This window comes from Anaerocolumna aminovalerica, from assembly GCF_900115365.1.
Lineage (GTDB): Bacteria > Bacillota > Clostridia > Lachnospirales > Lachnospiraceae > Anaerocolumna > Anaerocolumna aminovalerica.
Window position 1 is genome coordinate 1 of record NZ_FOWD01000042.1, and the last position, 15,098, is coordinate 15,098.

Here is a 15,098-nt window from a genome sequence, read left to right on the forward strand (position 1 = left end):
ACTCCTGATAGCGGTAATCGTGAATACGTTTGGTCTGAGCACCACAATGGGGGCAGGTTTGTATGGTAGGATTGGTTTCGATGAATATCCTAACATAATGATCTGCATGAACCACTTTCTTAATAAAAACATCTTCTAAATTCAGTAGATTTTTGGTACAATGAGAGTGCATCTATCGAAAACCTCCTTTTAATGTTTGTTTGGACGACGTGCATTTACTTAGAGGCTTCGTATAGATGCATTTTAATATAAAAAATAAAATGTTGGAAGTATGTCTTTTGCATACCCCAACATTTATTATAGAACCATTATTTTTTATTTATTTAACATAGCCATGCTTGTATACTGAGGTTAGGTTTGATATTCCAACTCTTGTTATCTAACCAGATTACCCCTCCATTCCTGTCTATCTATTGTTTGCCCTTTTATAGATATTACTTAGAATGAATTCATAATTCTATTTCTGCCGTGAAAAGTAGCATAATATCGGAAGCCCACTTCTTTTAATAGCGCTTCTACTTTATCATAGGAACATCCTAAATGTTCTGATTTGTGAGCATCGGAACCAATGGTAATTAATTCTCCGCCCAGTTCTTTATAACGCACCAGTGTAGAATACTGAGGATTAGGGGCACCAAGACCATATCGGTATCCGGCAGCATTTACCTCTAATGCTTTGCCTTTGTATATAATATGTTTTAATATTTCATCCAGAACATCCCCGTATTCTGAATAGGAGTAATTATCAAACAGTAACATTTTATTTCTGTCCGGATTCTCTTTTATATCTTGATATCGTATAATGTAGTCAATATGCCCTAAGGTATCATAATTATTATAATTTTGAATATTCTCCAATATTTTTTCAAAATACATCATGGTACCTTGTTGTGGAGTCTTACCTTCCCAATAAGTAGAATAATAGGGATCTAAATTATTATAAAGGTGGGTAGATCCAATAATAAAATCAAACTCATATTGGCCTGCCAGTGTTTCGTATTGGTCTCCAATTTCAGGAATCAGGCCGAATTCAACACCTTTATAAATACTAATTTTTCCCCTGTATTTTTCTTGCATCTCTTTGATTTTCTTGAAATATTCCTCAATAGAAAAGTTAAATTCTCCATATTCCTTGGGATAATCCAAATCCATATGCTCCGTAAAACATATATCCTCCAATCCAAGTTCTATTGCTTTTTCAATCTGAGATTCCATGGGTGTCTCGCTATCGCTTGAAAAGGATGAATGTAAATGATAGTCTGCCTTTATCATAACTGCCTCTTTTCTATAACGTTATACGTTATCTATCTCAACCTATGTGCTTCTCTGTCAGGATCTTATCTTTTACTTGTTTCACTAATTCTTTTACACCAATGCGGATTTTTTCTAAATCCTCTTCTAATGGGGAACCAAGGAATTCTACAGGTTCGATAAAATCCCAATTCATATTAAGTCTTGTTAAAATTTCATCTAATTCCTTTTGTGCCCCTCCTGACCAGCCATAAGAACCAAAACGGAAGGCTTTTCTGTTATAAACTTTCTTCTTTCCAAGCTCTTCTAAAACTGCGCCCATTGGTGGGAACATTTTAAATTCATAAGTGGGCATAGCTAAGATTATACCGGTGGAAGTCCATGCTGAAGTGAGAACGGTACCCCAGGAATCTTTTGGAACTTCATGAACATGTACAACAATATCTTCCTCTTCCAATACTTTAACTGCATGCTCTACCGCTTTTCTTGTCATACCATACATTGAGCCCCATATTAAAGTAATTTCTTCTCTTGCAGGGCCTTTTGAACAATCTGCATATTCAGAATATGCCTTAAATACTTCCTCCGGATTTCTCCAAATAAGGCCATGTCCAGGTGCTACTAATTTTACAGGTAATTCACTGCATTTTGCAGTTGCTTTTTTTGCCTGTAAAGAGAATGCAGCCAATACGTTGGAAAAATAACGAATGGTTTCTTGTTCATAGGTTATTTGCTCTTCTTTACTTAATTCATCTACGTAAATTCTATCATCTATTATTTTGCCAAAAGAACCAAAAGCATCACAGGAGAACAAAGTGCCGGTTAATGTATCAAAAGTTCCAATGGTATCTGGCCAATGTACATTAGGAATATCTATAAAGTTAAGAATATGACCCTTCCCCAAGTCTAAAGTATCCCCTTCACCAACGCATATAAAGTTATCATCCTTACCATAAAATGCATCCAGTAACATTTTAGCTTTCTTACTTCCTACTACTTTAAAGTCTGGATTTATTTTTCTAAAGCTTTCTATCCAGCCGGAATGATCCGGTTCCATATGATTCACGATTAAATATTCAATGGACTCAGGAGTAATGTTCATTTGTTCCAGCAATGCATATAAGCTTTCAGGAACCCCGTCCCATCCGCAAACACCATCTACAATAGCTGTTTTTTCACCTTTTATAATATATGAATTCAAAGAAACTCCTTTGGGTATTTCCCATAAGCCCTCAAATAATATATCTTCCACGTTAACAGAAAGCTGATATATTCCTTCTGCTATTTTCATAGGTTTCATAATCATTTCCTCCTCATAATAATGTATAAAAATTTAGTTTTGTCATTAAACGAAATCATTTTACCAGTAATAGTATGTTTCGTCAATTGTAATTGGGTATGTCTTACCTTTTTATTTCGGATAATTTGTATCCTTTTTATAGTTTTCTATTATAATGTTTAGTAACGGATTTTAAACACATCCTATGTTTAATCTGTATTCTTTGTGACTACATCACAGAAATAACTTTCATAATGATATATAGTATACTCATAAACTTAAATAAATTAACGGATTTTCTAAAGAGTAATAATCCATATATTTAGAATTGAAAGGAGTAATATTATGAGCAAGATACTTCATATAACAAAGGATAATTTTGAAACTGAGGTAATTAAATCCGATAAACCTGTATTATTAGACTTTTGGGCATCCTGGTGCGGTCCATGCAAAATGGTTTCTCCCATTGTTGACCAAATTGCAAATGAAAATTCATCAATTAAGGTGGGTAAAGTAAATATAGACGAAGAAAGCGAACTGGCTCAAACTTTTAGAGTAATGTCAATACCAACCTTAGTTGCAGTAAAAGATGGTAAGGTTATTAATTCAACCGTTGGTGTTCAGCCAAAACAAAACATATTAAAATTACTGGCGGAATAAACAGATATTAAACAACCAAAGATTTCCAATTAGACCTTTGTTTAGTCATTCTGAGAGCATGTGAACAGGAGCCTCCAAAATGTTTTACCCCCTTCTTAACTCTCAGAATGACTCTACATAATCAAAGCCTTCAGTTTCTTTTTGTCGGCTATCTTAACTCCACCTCTTGATAATTCAACTATCCCTTCCCCTTGAAAATATTTTAACATACGGGAAACTACCTCTCTGGCACTTCCAACATATTTTGCAATTTGTTCATGGGTAAGTTCTATTACATCGGATCCAGTCCTTGCAGCTTCATCTGAAAGGAATATTGCAAGTCTTTTGTCAAAGCTCATGAATAGAATTTGTTCCATAGCCCACATTACATCTGAGAAACGGTCAATTACTAACCTTTGAGAATAATTTTCGGCATAAATGTTCTTATTACATAACTGCTGATAATATTTTGATTCAATCACCAATAAATCACAGGCTGATTCTGCATCTATATAAACATCGAAGGTAATATTATCCAAAATACAGGATGCGGATAATATACATATATCTCCATCTGATAACCGGTATAAAGTTACTTCCTTCCCTTCATCCGATAGCATATATACTCTGATATCCCCTTTCCGTATCAAAAGTACTCCAATACAATCCATGGAACCGCTATGAATTGGTCTGCCTTTCTCATATTCCACAGGAAATATATGATTTAATAAAAACTTTTTATCACTCTTATCCAGCTTGCTCCAAAATGGCAGAGCTTTCTCTATATATCTTATATCTTCATCCTTTAACATAATATCACTCCATTCCAAACACATAGTAGCTTCCATTGCATAATCATTGTGTGAAGAGTTTTTTATCATTCATTATGATTATATACATAAAATTATCTTTTTACAACTGTTCTAATAAATATAAAATTATCATTATCCACATCTATCTTGTATATTATTGACTTTTAAATAAGATATAAGTAAATTTACTAGAATTTAATTTTGATGCATTGTATAATTAAGCAATATTGTACAATTACATTAAACTGCCAGTTAAAGAAAACCTTCATTGATTATGAATGATAAAGGAGTTAAATATATGAAATTCAATAAACTTATTGGTGCAGGTAATACAGCAAGTGTATATGAATGGGAAGAAGGTAAAGTACTTAAGCTTTTTAATAAAGATTATCCTGGTAAATCAATTGAGAATGAATTTAATAACGCTATGGCAATAAGAGAAATGAATTTCAAAAAACCTAAAGCATATGAAATAATTTCTTACAAAGAAAGAAAGGGCATTATATATGACAGAATTGAAGGAGAATCCTTACTTGAATGGGTTATGAAAACTGGTGATTTACAGGAATGTGCCAGATGTATGGCAAAGCTTCATAAGGCAATTATTCAAAATAAGATCAGTAATGTGGCTAATTATAAGGATTTTTTAAAATATCATATAACAAAGACTCAATTAACTTTAGAAAAACAGGATGAATTTTTACAGATGATAGATAAATTGCCAGGTGGAAATGTACTCTGTCATGGTGACTTCCATCCAGGTAATATATTAATATCGAAAGGGCATGGATATGTTATAGACTTTATGAATGTCTGCTACGGAAATTCATTATATGATATTGCAAGGACAGTATTCCTGATAGAATATACACCTATACCTCCAGAAGCAAATAACCATGATATGCTTCTATATTTTAAAAAAACACTGTCAGATTTATATCTGATTCAAATGAATGTTACCAGAGAAATGATACAGGATTACTTATCTGTAATTATTGCAGTAAGAAAAGGTGAATGTCCTTACGAATAAAAAAGATATCGTAGAATTTTGAATCTTTATAGTAGTATGTTCTTTAGTTATATAAAAAGTATTGTTTTATTTAATTCAATAAACGACTATCTGCTTTTAAGTAAATCGACCTTCGGGAGCATAGGATACTCTCGAAGGTCTTAATAAAATTATTAGGCAAAACCTTTATTTATTTTCTGTTTTCCATAATCCATGCAGATTGCAATATTCATAAGTTGCAATAAGCTTTTCATCGCTTAGTTCGAAAGTTGCCTTTGGTTTATCAGATGGAGTTAAATATTTCATCTGTAAACCTTTGTCTGTCTCAATATAAATCCATTGGATGTAGTGTTCAGGTGTCATAGGATGTTCAACGCTTCCGATTTCTACTGTTATAGTATTGCCATCCACTGTTACAACTGGTAAATGTTTCTCCGTTGCAGCTTCTGTTGTATTCGCTACAAGTTCATTCATCTCTTGTCCGCAGCAAACTAATGGTGCTCCTGATTCATGAATCAGCGTTACCAGATTACCACATTGTTTACAAATAAAAAACTTTGGTTCTTTTTTCATATCCTCTTCGATCCTTTCATTTTTAAAATTTTGGTTTTATTAATTATTGTATCTTTCATTACAATTAAAGCATATGCTATAGGTTAGCACTTTACTATCTTTATTATTAATAATTTTGTGCTAATATTTTAAAGTATCCTTGTGGATGATCACAAATCGGACATTTTTCCGGTGCTTTCTTTCCAACATGGATATGCCCGCAATTAGCACACTGCCAAATAGTTTCTCCATCTCTGGAGAATACGATTCCGTCCTCCACGTTTTCCAGTAACTTTCTGTATCTTTCTTCATGCTCTTTTTCAATTTTTGCTACACCTTCAAATAGGTATGCAATTTTGTCAAAGCCTTCTTCTCTTGCTTCTTTTGCAAAATTTGCATACATGTCAGTCCATTCATAGTGTTCACCAGCTGCAGCATCTAAAAGATTTTCGCTGGTAGTTCCAATGCCGTCATGAAGTAATTTAAACCAAATCTTAGCATGTTCTTTTTCATTATTAGCGGTTTCTAAAAAGAGTTCGGCAATTTGTTCATAACCTTCTTTTTTAGCTTTGGAAGCATAATATGTATATTTGTTTCTTGCCTCTGATTCACCTGCAAAGGCAGTTTTCAAATTTGCTTCTGTTTTGGTCCCTTTTAATTCTTTCATGTTCATCCTTCTTTCTTTTCTTTTGCTTATTGATTGATTGATTTGTTTTTTAAAAAAGAGAGTAAGTATACAATATGCTTACTCTCTTAAATATTAAATTATAACTCTACAAATGCTTCTTTCTCTAAGCCGCATACTGGGCAAACCCAATCTTCAGGGACATCTTCCCATGGTGTACCTGGAGCAATTCCGTTATCCGGATCACCTACTTCAGGATCGTATACATAACCGCAAGGGCATTCATACTTTTTCATAATTAGCACCTCCAAATTTATCGTTCATATTTAATCTTTTTTATCTTTATTAATATTATTCAATACCTGTAAAGATATTGTAATTATAGCACAAACCGGTAATTAAATTCAATATAAATTTTGTAAAATTTCTGATAACATTTTAAAAAATTAATAGTTTTCTATTATGATTTTATAAATATAACAGTTTACAAACATTAAGACTATTAGACTATTTATTATCTGATTCAGCGAATTTTTGAATTCTTGACATCATGTTTTTGTTAAAATTATCTACTTTTCTATTATATTCTTCTTCCATATACTTAGAAGCAAGTAAAAAATCTGCCGTTGCAAGGTTATTGGCAATGGGAATATCGTATACAACAGCAATTCTAAGTAATGCCTTAACATCCGGATCATGGGGCTGTGATTCCAATGGGTCCCATAAGAATACAACAAAATCAATGTTTCCTTCTACAATTCTGGATCCTATTTGTTGATCTCCCCCTAGAGGTCCGCTGTTATACCCCTTTACCGGCAGCCCTGTTTTTTCAGATATAAGTCTTGCGGTGGTTCCTGTTCCACACAAAAAATGATTTTTTAAAATATCCTTATTCCTTTCAGCCCATTCTGCCAGTTCCTTTTTCTTTCCGTCATGAGCTATTAAAGCGATGTGCTTCTTTTTATCAATCTTAAAATAAATGTAATCATCTAACAGCATATGTTTCCTCCTGTCTTTTTCTGTTATTGTACAAACGATTCTTTCAAAATACCAGTCTGATAATGGATAAGTATACCATTACCAACAAAGTATGATTTTATCTATCTCTGATAATAATATCATAGATGATTTGTTTATAAAAAGCAATTATAAAGTGATAAATTATATTCTTTATGTATAAACTTAAGGCTATTTCTTTTCCTTCATAGGCTGCATTTTTATTCGTTTTTTTATATGATTTTTATATATTTTTTCTTGTCAATTCAATATATTATGTGATAGAATAAAGCAACTATTATCACTTACAAAATTATTTGCAAAGATTTCCATTTTACTTAAATGGAATATTGGAACTTTTTATCGAGATTTGTGTAATTATATGCTTTACTTTTTATTTTTATTAGTTTTTCCAATATTCCATCCATTATTTTACGCTTTTCTTTCTGATGCTTGTAAACATATTGGGATAATCTTCTATCTCAATTCTCAACTAATTCATTATATCTATGTTTTAGTCAGGACAAAAGGAGGTAATTATGAACAGCAATCCATTTTCAAACATTACGCCAGATATATTAGAACTAACAGAATTATGTAAAAAGAACAGTAATATCAATCCTGAACTTTATGTAAAGTACGATGTAAAAAGAGGACTTAGAGATGTAAGCGGTAAAGGTGTATTAACAGGATTAACTGAAATTGCAGAAGTTCGTTCTTATACTATTGTTGATTCTGAATTAGTCCCATGTGAAGGTAAATTATTTTACCGCGGAATTGATGTGGAAGAAATTGTAGATGGTTTTATTAGTGAAAATCGCTTTGGATTTGAGGAAGTTACATATCTTTTACTCTTTGGCCAGTTGCCGGATAAGAATGAACTTCAAAAATTCACAACCTTATTGGGAGAATATCGTTCTTTACCAACTTCATTTGTTCGGGATATTATTATGAAAGCACCCAGTCCGGACATGATGAATACTTTAGCACGAAGTGTTTTAACTTTATATTCCTATGATGACAAGGCAGATGATATATCCATACCTAATGTTTTAAGGCAGTCTTTACAGCTTATATCCTTATTTCCGTTATTATCTGTATATGGGTATCAGGCATTTAAACATTATCATGATGGACAGAGCTTATTTATTCATACCCCTGAACCTAAGCTCTCTACTGCTGAGATGATATTACATTTATTAAGACCTGATAGTAAATATACACCTTTAGAAGCTAAAATCTTAGACTTAGCTTTAGTATTACATGCAGAACACGGCGGTGGTAATAATTCAACTTTCACAACCCACGTAGTTACTTCAACAGGTACGGATACCTATTCTTCTGTTGCTGCTTCATTAGGCTCCTTAAAAGGACCTAAACATGGCGGTGCTAATATAAAGGTAGTAAAGATGTTCGAAGATATGAAGGAAAAAGTAAGTGATTGGACAGATGATGATGAAGTATCTGCCTACTTAACAGCTTTGCTTCATAAAGAAGCTTTTGATAAAGCTGGTTTAATCTATGGTATGGGGCATGCTGTTTATTCCATATCTGACCCTAGAGCAAATGTTTTAAAATCATTTGTTGAAAAACTTGCCAAGGAAAAAGGCAAAGAAAAAGAATATAACCTATATAGCAAAGTAGAAAGACTTGCTGCAGAGACTATTGCAAGAGAACGTCAAATATATAAAGGTGTCAGTGCTAATATAGACTTTTATAGCGGCTTTGTATACAGTATGTTGGATCTTCCTATTGAACTGTATACTCCAATCTTCGCCATTGCGCGAATATCCGGTTGGAGTGCTCACCGTGTTGAAGAACTTATTAATGCTGGAAAGATTATAAGACCTGCTTATAAGAGCGTGGCAGCACCAAGAGAATATGTGCCTATAATAGATAGATAATTGTAAGAATAATCATCTGTAGATTAAAGAATTTGTTTATTAAGAATTGAACAAGAAATGTTGAACTATTAATCTTCGATTAAAATTTCGTTATACCAAATTTTAATCGAAGATTTCTTTTTAACATAATAATAAGTCACTGGCTAGGAACAAAGCAGTATAATAAAAGTAGTAAGGTGGTTATTTACTTGTCCATTTTATTTACTGCTTCAATCATAGTCGATGTCCTGATTACAACATTCTTAATTACATAATATAATTCTGGTATAGAGTTCAGCTTTACTTTACTAAATCATAGCTTTCCCCAATCATTCTTTCTATTTCTTTTCTTGGTACACTTCCGTCAAGAATAATGGTATTCCAGTGTTTTTTATTCATGTGGTATCCCGGTATTATCCCTTTGTAAGCATTTCTCCAAAATTCAGTCCATTGAGGAGCACATTTAATATTAACACACATAAAACCATTCCTTTCATATATAAAAGCAAATGATTTTTTATTTCTTTTACAGCGCATGACAGTCATATTATCATCATGAAAAGGATAATCTTCATAAACATTTTGAAAAGTTTTGCAATAATCAATGACTTCTTTCCTTGTAAACATCTGATACCTCCTGGAAGGATTACATTATTCCTATCTGGTCTTATTACATATTGCGAAATCTTTCATAGCGTTCTGCTACAAGTTCTTCCCTTGTTTTTTCTTTATATCGGTTTACAAATTCAATTATTTTGTCTCTCATAGTTACGGCAACGGTGTCAATATTATCAACACATAAGTGTTCCGTCTCCGGAATTACATCCTGGATAATATTCATATTCTTTAAGTCTTCTGCGGTAATTTTCATTACTTCTGCTGCTTCATCCGCTCTTTTACTGTCTTTCCACAGAATAGAAGCAAAGCCTTCTGGTGATAGAATGGAGTAGGTGGAATTCTCTAGCATCCAGACTTCATCCGCTACTCCTAAAGCAAGGGCACCTCCGCTTCCGCCTTCACCAATTACAATAGATAGAATAGGTACTTTTAACCCGGACATTTCAAAAAGATTTCTTGCAATGGCTTCTCCCTGTCCTCTTTCTTCTGCTTCTATACCGCAAAAGGCACCCGGTGTATCTATAAAGCATATAATAGGGCGGTTGAATTTTTCTGCCTGTCTCATAAGGCGAAGGGCTTTACGGTATCCTTCGGGACATGGCATCCCATAATTTCTTTTCTTGTTTTCTTTCAGATTACGTCCTTTTTGCTGCCCGATTACGGTAAAGGAAATATCGTCTATGGCTGCAAGCCCGCCTACAATCGCACCATCATCGCGGCATAAACGGTCTCCATGCAGCTCCATAAATTTATTAAATATGGCACCGATATAGTCAAGACTGGTGGGGCGTTCTTGTCCTCTGGCTATTTGAACACGGTCCCATGCTGTTAACTCATTTGCCATAACAACCTCTATTCCGGCGCTTTAGCGCCATTTGATAAATGTCTACAATTTTTGCATAACACAATGTAGGTTGAAAAAATTGTTATTCAACCTGACCTCGCTTCCAGCGCTTTGCACTTTACAATTACAACTGCAACTTTGCATCAGCACAAATTGCCGGTTAAAAACCAACATGTTTTTTCAATCTAACCTCAAATTCCCAGCTTAGTACTTTCAACTTTTAATTAATATAGATAATGTCTGTTTCAATTTACTGCGTTTTACGATTTTATCAATAAATCCATGCTCTAACAAAAATTCAGCTCTTTGAAATCCTTCCGGAAGTTTTTGTCCTATTGTTTGTTCTATCACCCTAGGTCCTGCAAAGCCGATTAGAGCCCCCGGTTCGGCTAAGATTACATCTCCTAACATTGCAAAGCTTGCCATAACGCCTCCGGTTGTAGGATCGGTTAGTACGGGTACATATAAAAGTCCTGCTTCATCGTGTTTTTTAAGTGCTTGTGATGTTTTTGCCATCTGCATAAGAGATACGATTCCTTCCTGCATTCTTGCACCTCCGGAACAGCAGAATATAATAAGAGGAAGTCTTTGTTCGGTAGCCCTTTCAATTAATCCGGTTATCTTCTCTCCAACTACTTTACCCATGCTTCCCATTAAAAAATCAGAGGACATAACACCGATAGCTACATCAGTTCCGTTTATAGTTCCAACACCGGTTATGACTGCTTCGTCTAAATTCGTTACCGTTTTTACATGTTCCAGCTTCTGTTTATATCCTGGGAAGCTTAAGGGGTCACTGATTGGGTATTCTGTACTCCATTCTATAAAACTTCCTTTATCCAATACCATGCTTAATCTTTCTCTGGGTGTTATTCTAAAGTAACTCCCGCAATTTGGACATGTATAATAGTTGGAGACAACATCTTCCGCATATAGAATTTCATTGCATTTTACACATTTTTGAAACAAGCCATCCGGTATTTGCGCTGAATCAAGCATCTTTTTTGATTGAGAAGATGTTTTTTTAAACATATCTTTTAACATGATTTCACTCCATTCTATTCATGTTTTATTTTAATGCATTACTTTTTCAATAATCTTTCAATAAATCCGGTATCTATGTTTCCGTCTTTAAAATCTTTATTATTAATTAATTGATATTGAAAATCTATATTGGTATCGATCCCTTCTACTACCAATTCTCCCAGTACTCCACGGATTTTGGCTATAGCCTCCTCACGGTTACAGCCATGTACCATAACTTTTGCAATAAGCGAATCATAGTTTGCAGGGATTTTATATCCGGTATATAATGCAGTATCAATACGAACTCCTTTACCTCCCGGCATATGAAAGCCGGTAACCAATCCCGGTGACGGTGTAAAATTCTTATAGGGATTTTCCGCATTGATTCTGCATTCTATTGCATGGCCTTCTATTTTAATATCTTCTTGCTTGTAAGAAAGTTTTTCTCCATGGGCAATTTTAATTTGTTCTTTTATTAAATCAATTCCGGTTACCAGCTCTGTTACACCGTGTTCAACCTGAATTCTTGTATTCATCTCGATAAAGTAATAATGGTTGTTTTCATCCAATAAAAATTCAATGGTGCCTGCATTACAGTAATTAGCAGCCTTAGCAGCTTTTACGGCAGTTTCGCCCATTTCTTTTCTAAGTTTATCATCTATTGCAGGAGAAGGAGATTCTTCAATCATTTTCTGATGTCTTCTTTGTAAGGAACAGTCTCTTTCCCCTAAATGTATTACATTTCCATAATTATCTGCTAATATTTGAAATTCTATATGTCTTGCTTTAGCAATATACTTTTCAATATACATGGTGTCATCACCAAAGGCATTTTTGGCTTCCTGACTTGCTGTTTCAAAATGATGCATAAATTCTTCTTCTGATGTAACAATCCGCATTCCTTTGCCGCCGCCTCCTGCGGAAGCTTTGATCATAACAGGATATCCCATTTTGTCTGCAATCTCTTTACCCTCCTTAGAAGAATAAACAGCTTCCTTAGTTCCCGGTACCACAGGTACCAGAGCTTCCATCATGGTTTTTCTTGCTTCTGATTTATTACCCATTTTATCTATTACTTCACAGGAAGGTCCAATGAATGTAATATTACACTTCTTACAAAGGTCTGCGAATTTACTGTTTTCAGACAGAAACCCAAAACCGGGATGAATGGCATCTGCACCGGTTGCATAGGCCGCACTTAAGATACGATCCATTCTTAAATAACTATCCTTGGCAGGAGCCGGACCCACACATATGGTTTCGTCTGCTAATTGTGCGTGAAGAGCATCTTTATCTGCCTCTGAACATATAGCTACGGTATCAATGCCCATTTCTCTGCAGGCACGGATGATGCGAACCGCTATTTCTCCCCGATTGGCTATTAATACTTTCTTAATCATATACTATCCTCGATTCCGAATTAGGCTATAGCAAAGACTAATTCTGCCTCAGCAAAGACTTTATTCTCGTCATAAGCTTTAGCAGTTGCAACTCCTATATTCCCTTTTTGTTTAATCAGCTCTACCTCTAAGGTCAATACATCACCCGGAAATATTTTATTTTTGAATTTCGCTTTGTTAATTCCTCCGAAGTAAGCATTTTTACCCTTATTTGCTTCCACAGACAAACAAATAACAGCTCCTACCTGGGATAACGCTTCAATAATAAGTACACCCGGCATAACCGGTTCATCCGGAAAATGACCTGTGAAAAATGGTTCATTGTAAGTAACACATTTTCTGCCTATGGCGCGTTTACCAGGCTCTAATTCATCAATTCGGTCTATTAATAAAAACGGACTTCTTTGGGGAATTATTTTTTGTATATCCATTACGCTTAACATAATTTTTTCTCCATTCTACAGCGGTTTTAAGCTTACTAAAGGCTGACCATATTCAATCATATCTTTATTCTTTACTAAGATTTCTTTCACTACCCCATCATACTCAGATTCAATTTCATTCATTAATTTCATAGCTTCCACAATACCAATAATCTGACCTTTTTTTACTACATCACCTACAGATATATATGGTTCGCTTCCCTCTGATTTTGCTGCATAAAATGTACCTACCATAGGCGAGGATATTACCAGGTTATTGGTACTGCATGAGCCTTCCGGCTGTTTTAGCTCTGGGTTACTTTGTACCGGTACACTTTCCGGAGTATCACGGTGTACCACATTACGATTAATTTGCAAAGATAGCCTGCTGCCTTCTTCTTCATATTCAAAAGAAGTCAGGGCTGATTCGGATACGGTTTTTATTAACTTGATTATATTCTCCATTTCCATAGTTAACTTCCTCCTAACCAATATACTTCTTAACTAACAAGCTTCCGTTATGTCCGCCGAAACCTAAGGAATTACTGATTGCATAATTCACTTCTTTTCCGGTTTCCGGCTCTTTCGTATAATTTAGATCCATTTCTTCATCGGGGATTTGATAACCAACGGTAGCATGGATGTAATTTTCCATAACAGATTTTATGCAAGTAATGAATTCTACTGCACCTGCTGCACCTAATAAATGTCCTATCATGGATTTGGTTGAATTCACATTTAATTTATATGCATGTTGGCCAAAGGCTTTCTTGATTGATCTTGTTTCAAATAAATCATTGTGATGAGTACTTGTTCCGTGAGCATTTACATAATCAACATCTTCCGGTTTAATACCTGCTTCGTTTATTGCAAATAACATTGCCCTTGCTGCACCGTCTCCGTCTTCACATGGAGAAGTAATATGGTAAGCATCACAAGTTGCACCATAACCTACAAGCTCTGCTAAGATATTCGCGCCCCTTGCTACGGCATGTTCATAAGATTCCAATACCACTACGCCGGCACCTTCACCCATAACGAATCCGCTTCTCTCTTTATCAAAGGGAATGGATGCTCTCGCTGGATCTGTTGCTGAAGTAAGGGCAGTTAAGGCGCTAAATCCTGCTATTCCAAGAGGAGTAATAGCTGCTTCCGTACCGCCAGCTATCATAACATCTGCTTCATTACATTGAATATAGCGATATGCATCACCTATGGAATGAGTTCCGGTTGCACATGCAGTTACGATGTTGGTGCATTTTCCTTTTAAGCCATATGTTATAGCAACATTTCCGGCAGCCATATTAGAAATCATCATAGGTACTAAAAGTGTAGAAACCCTTCTAGGCCCTTTTTCCAATAGCTTCTCATGGTCTTTCTCAATTGCTTGCAGGCTTCCGATACCGGAACCAACAGATACACCAATTCTTGTTGCATCTTCCTTCTCTAAATCTAGCTTAGCATCTGCAATAGCCTGGCCGGCTGCTGCTACTGCATATTGCGAGAATTTTTCCATTCTCTTTGCTGCTTTTGGATCCATGTACTGTGAAGGATCAAAATCATCTACCTGAGCGGCTAATTTTACTTTATAATCTGTTGTATCAAAATATGTCAGCGGTTTAATAGCTACCTTTTGTGCTTTTATGTTATTCCAAAATGTATCAATGTCATTACCAAGGGGAGAAATTATTCCCATACCTGTGATTACTACTCTTTTCATACTTACACTTCTCCTTTTCTTT

At 34.7% G+C, this 15,098-nt stretch carries 17 protein-coding genes and 1 pseudogene; 3 read left to right on the forward strand and 15 right to left on the reverse strand.

Going from position 1 to position 15,098, the window contains the following annotated elements:
- The 3 genes and pseudogenes from BM183_RS21705 to BM183_RS17195 all read right to left on the reverse strand — a co-directional run.
- Positions 1–172: pseudogene (locus BM183_RS21705) on the reverse strand (ISL3 family transposase); the annotation flags it as partial.
- A gap of 266 nt (positions 173–438) precedes the next feature.
- Positions 439–1,272 (reverse strand): histidinol-phosphatase HisJ family protein, encoded by an 834-nt coding sequence (locus BM183_RS17190; protein WP_091688292.1) that lies wholly within the window; start codon positions 1,270–1,272, stop codon positions 439–441.
- A gap of 37 nt (positions 1,273–1,309) precedes the next feature.
- Complete coding sequence (locus BM183_RS17195; protein ID WP_091688294.1) at positions 1,310–2,551, reverse strand: FprA family A-type flavoprotein; 1,242 nt, start codon at positions 2,549–2,551, stop codon at positions 1,310–1,312.
- Positions 2,552–2,875: 324 nt separating this feature from the next.
- On the opposite strand from BM183_RS17195, the gene trxA reads away from it, so the two are divergent.
- Positions 2,876–3,190, forward strand: a complete 315-nt coding sequence (gene trxA, locus BM183_RS17200; RefSeq protein WP_091688296.1) for a thioredoxin — start codon at positions 2,876–2,878, stop codon at positions 3,188–3,190.
- A 113-nt stretch (positions 3,191–3,303) separates the two neighbouring features.
- On the opposite strand, the gene BM183_RS17205 is transcribed toward trxA, so the two are convergent.
- Entirely contained in the window at positions 3,304–3,981 is a 678-nt protein-coding gene (locus BM183_RS17205; protein WP_091688362.1) for a Crp/Fnr family transcriptional regulator, read from the reverse strand.
- A 298-nt stretch (positions 3,982–4,279) separates the two neighbouring features.
- On the opposite strand from BM183_RS17205, the gene BM183_RS17210 reads away from it, so the two are divergent.
- Complete coding sequence (locus BM183_RS17210) at positions 4,280–5,011, forward strand: aminoglycoside phosphotransferase family protein (RefSeq protein WP_091688298.1); 732 nt, start codon at positions 4,280–4,282, stop codon at positions 5,009–5,011.
- A 165-nt stretch (positions 5,012–5,176) separates the two neighbouring features.
- Here BM183_RS17210 and BM183_RS17215 read toward each other — a convergent pair whose 3' ends face one another.
- The 4 genes from BM183_RS17215 to BM183_RS17230 all read right to left on the reverse strand — a co-directional run bounded on the left by BM183_RS17215 (position 5,177) and on the right by BM183_RS17230 (position 7,166).
- Positions 5,177–5,563 carry a desulfoferrodoxin family protein gene (locus tag BM183_RS17215; RefSeq protein WP_091688300.1) on the reverse strand — a complete coding sequence of 129 codons (387 nt, stop codon included), beginning with the start codon at positions 5,561–5,563 and terminating at the stop codon, positions 5,177–5,179.
- A gap of 106 nt (positions 5,564–5,669) precedes the next feature.
- Positions 5,670–6,209: a rubrerythrin gene (rbr, locus tag BM183_RS17220; RefSeq protein ID WP_091688302.1), complete on the reverse strand. Its 540-nt coding sequence runs from the start codon at positions 6,207–6,209 to the stop codon at positions 5,670–5,672.
- A gap of 98 nt (positions 6,210–6,307) precedes the next feature.
- On the reverse strand, positions 6,308–6,463 hold the full coding sequence (gene rd, locus BM183_RS17225) for a rubredoxin (RefSeq protein WP_091688304.1): 156 nt from the start codon (positions 6,461–6,463) through the stop codon (positions 6,308–6,310).
- 211 nt (positions 6,464–6,674) lie between these two features.
- Complete coding sequence (locus BM183_RS17230; protein ID WP_091688306.1) at positions 6,675–7,166, reverse strand: methylglyoxal synthase; 492 nt, start codon at positions 7,164–7,166, stop codon at positions 6,675–6,677.
- A 536-nt stretch (positions 7,167–7,702) separates the two neighbouring features.
- Here BM183_RS17230 and BM183_RS17235 point away from each other — a divergent pair.
- Positions 7,703–9,067 carry a citrate/2-methylcitrate synthase gene (locus BM183_RS17235; RefSeq protein ID WP_091688308.1) on the forward strand — a complete coding sequence of 455 codons (1,365 nt, stop codon included), beginning with the start codon at positions 7,703–7,705 and terminating at the stop codon, positions 9,065–9,067.
- Between the two features lie 279 nt (positions 9,068–9,346).
- On the opposite strand, the gene BM183_RS17240 is transcribed toward BM183_RS17235, so the two are convergent.
- The 7 genes from BM183_RS17240 to fabF form a co-directional block, all read right to left on the reverse strand.
- Positions 9,347–9,673, reverse strand: a complete 327-nt coding sequence (locus BM183_RS17240; protein WP_091688310.1) for an MmcQ/YjbR family DNA-binding protein — start codon at positions 9,671–9,673, stop codon at positions 9,347–9,349.
- 43 nt (positions 9,674–9,716) lie between these two features.
- On the reverse strand, positions 9,717–10,508 hold the full coding sequence (locus BM183_RS17245; protein ID WP_091688312.1) for an acetyl-CoA carboxylase carboxyltransferase subunit alpha: 792 nt from the start codon (positions 10,506–10,508) through the stop codon (positions 9,717–9,719).
- Positions 10,509–10,721: 213 nt separating this feature from the next.
- Entirely contained in the window at positions 10,722–11,552 is an 831-nt protein-coding gene (accD, locus tag BM183_RS17250) for an acetyl-CoA carboxylase, carboxyltransferase subunit beta (protein ID WP_091688314.1), read from the reverse strand.
- Positions 11,553–11,590: 38 nt separating this feature from the next.
- Positions 11,591–12,934 carry an acetyl-CoA carboxylase biotin carboxylase subunit gene (locus BM183_RS17255; RefSeq protein ID WP_091688316.1) on the reverse strand — a complete coding sequence of 448 codons (1,344 nt, stop codon included), beginning with the start codon at positions 12,932–12,934 and terminating at the stop codon, positions 11,591–11,593.
- 20 nt (positions 12,935–12,954) lie between these two features.
- On the reverse strand, positions 12,955–13,377 hold the full coding sequence (fabZ, locus tag BM183_RS17260) for a 3-hydroxyacyl-ACP dehydratase FabZ (protein ID WP_091688318.1): 423 nt from the start codon (positions 13,375–13,377) through the stop codon (positions 12,955–12,957).
- A gap of 15 nt (positions 13,378–13,392) precedes the next feature.
- On the reverse strand, positions 13,393–13,827 hold the full coding sequence (accB, locus tag BM183_RS17265) for an acetyl-CoA carboxylase biotin carboxyl carrier protein (RefSeq protein ID WP_091688320.1): 435 nt from the start codon (positions 13,825–13,827) through the stop codon (positions 13,393–13,395).
- A gap of 13 nt (positions 13,828–13,840) precedes the next feature.
- Complete coding sequence (gene fabF / locus BM183_RS17270; RefSeq protein WP_091688322.1) at positions 13,841–15,076, reverse strand: beta-ketoacyl-ACP synthase II; 1,236 nt, start codon at positions 15,074–15,076, stop codon at positions 13,841–13,843.
- Positions 15,077–15,098 lie beyond the last annotated feature (22 nt).

Excerpts from the sequence above, each read along its gene's own strand:
- BM183_RS17210 (WP_091688298.1), top strand. The coding sequence starts at position 4,280 with ATGAAATTCAATAAACTTATTGGTGCAGGTAATACAGCAAGTGTATAT.
- accB (WP_091688320.1), bottom strand. The coding sequence starts at position 13,827 with ATGGAAATGGAGAATATAATCAAGTTAATAAAAACCGTATCCGAATCA.
- BM183_RS17235 (WP_091688308.1), top strand. The coding sequence starts at position 7,703 with ATGAACAGCAATCCATTTTCAAACATTACGCCAGATATATTAGAACTA.
- accD (WP_091688314.1), bottom strand. The coding sequence starts at position 11,552 with ATGTTAAAAGATATGTTTAAAAAAACATCTTCTCAATCAAAAAAGATG.
- fabF (WP_091688322.1), bottom strand. The coding sequence starts at position 15,076 with ATGAAAAGAGTAGTAATCACAGGTATGGGAATAATTTCTCCCCTTGGT.
- BM183_RS17240 (WP_091688310.1), bottom strand. The coding sequence starts at position 9,673 with ATGTTTACAAGGAAAGAAGTCATTGATTATTGCAAAACTTTTCAAAAT.
- BM183_RS17255 (WP_091688316.1), bottom strand. The coding sequence starts at position 12,934 with ATGATTAAGAAAGTATTAATAGCCAATCGGGGAGAAATAGCGGTTCGC.
- BM183_RS17230 (WP_091688306.1), bottom strand. The coding sequence starts at position 7,166 with ATGCTGTTAGATGATTACATTTATTTTAAGATTGATAAAAAGAAGCAC.
- trxA (WP_091688296.1), top strand. The coding sequence starts at position 2,876 with ATGAGCAAGATACTTCATATAACAAAGGATAATTTTGAAACTGAGGTA.
- fabZ (WP_091688318.1), bottom strand. The coding sequence starts at position 13,377 with ATGTTAAGCGTAATGGATATACAAAAAATAATTCCCCAAAGAAGTCCG.
- BM183_RS17215 (WP_091688300.1), bottom strand. The coding sequence starts at position 5,563 with ATGAAAAAAGAACCAAAGTTTTTTATTTGTAAACAATGTGGTAATCTG.
- BM183_RS17195 (WP_091688294.1), bottom strand. The coding sequence starts at position 2,551 with ATGAAACCTATGAAAATAGCAGAAGGAATATATCAGCTTTCTGTTAAC.
- rd (WP_091688304.1), bottom strand. The coding sequence starts at position 6,463 with ATGAAAAAGTATGAATGCCCTTGCGGTTATGTATACGATCCTGAAGTA.
- BM183_RS17245 (WP_091688312.1), bottom strand. The coding sequence starts at position 10,508 with ATGGCAAATGAGTTAACAGCATGGGACCGTGTTCAAATAGCCAGAGGA.
- BM183_RS17190 (WP_091688292.1), bottom strand. The coding sequence starts at position 1,272 with ATGATAAAGGCAGACTATCATTTACATTCATCCTTTTCAAGCGATAGC.
- rbr (WP_091688302.1), bottom strand. The coding sequence starts at position 6,209 with ATGAAAGAATTAAAAGGGACCAAAACAGAAGCAAATTTGAAAACTGCC.
- BM183_RS17205 (WP_091688362.1), bottom strand. The coding sequence starts at position 3,981 with ATGTTAAAGGATGAAGATATAAGATATATAGAGAAAGCTCTGCCATTT.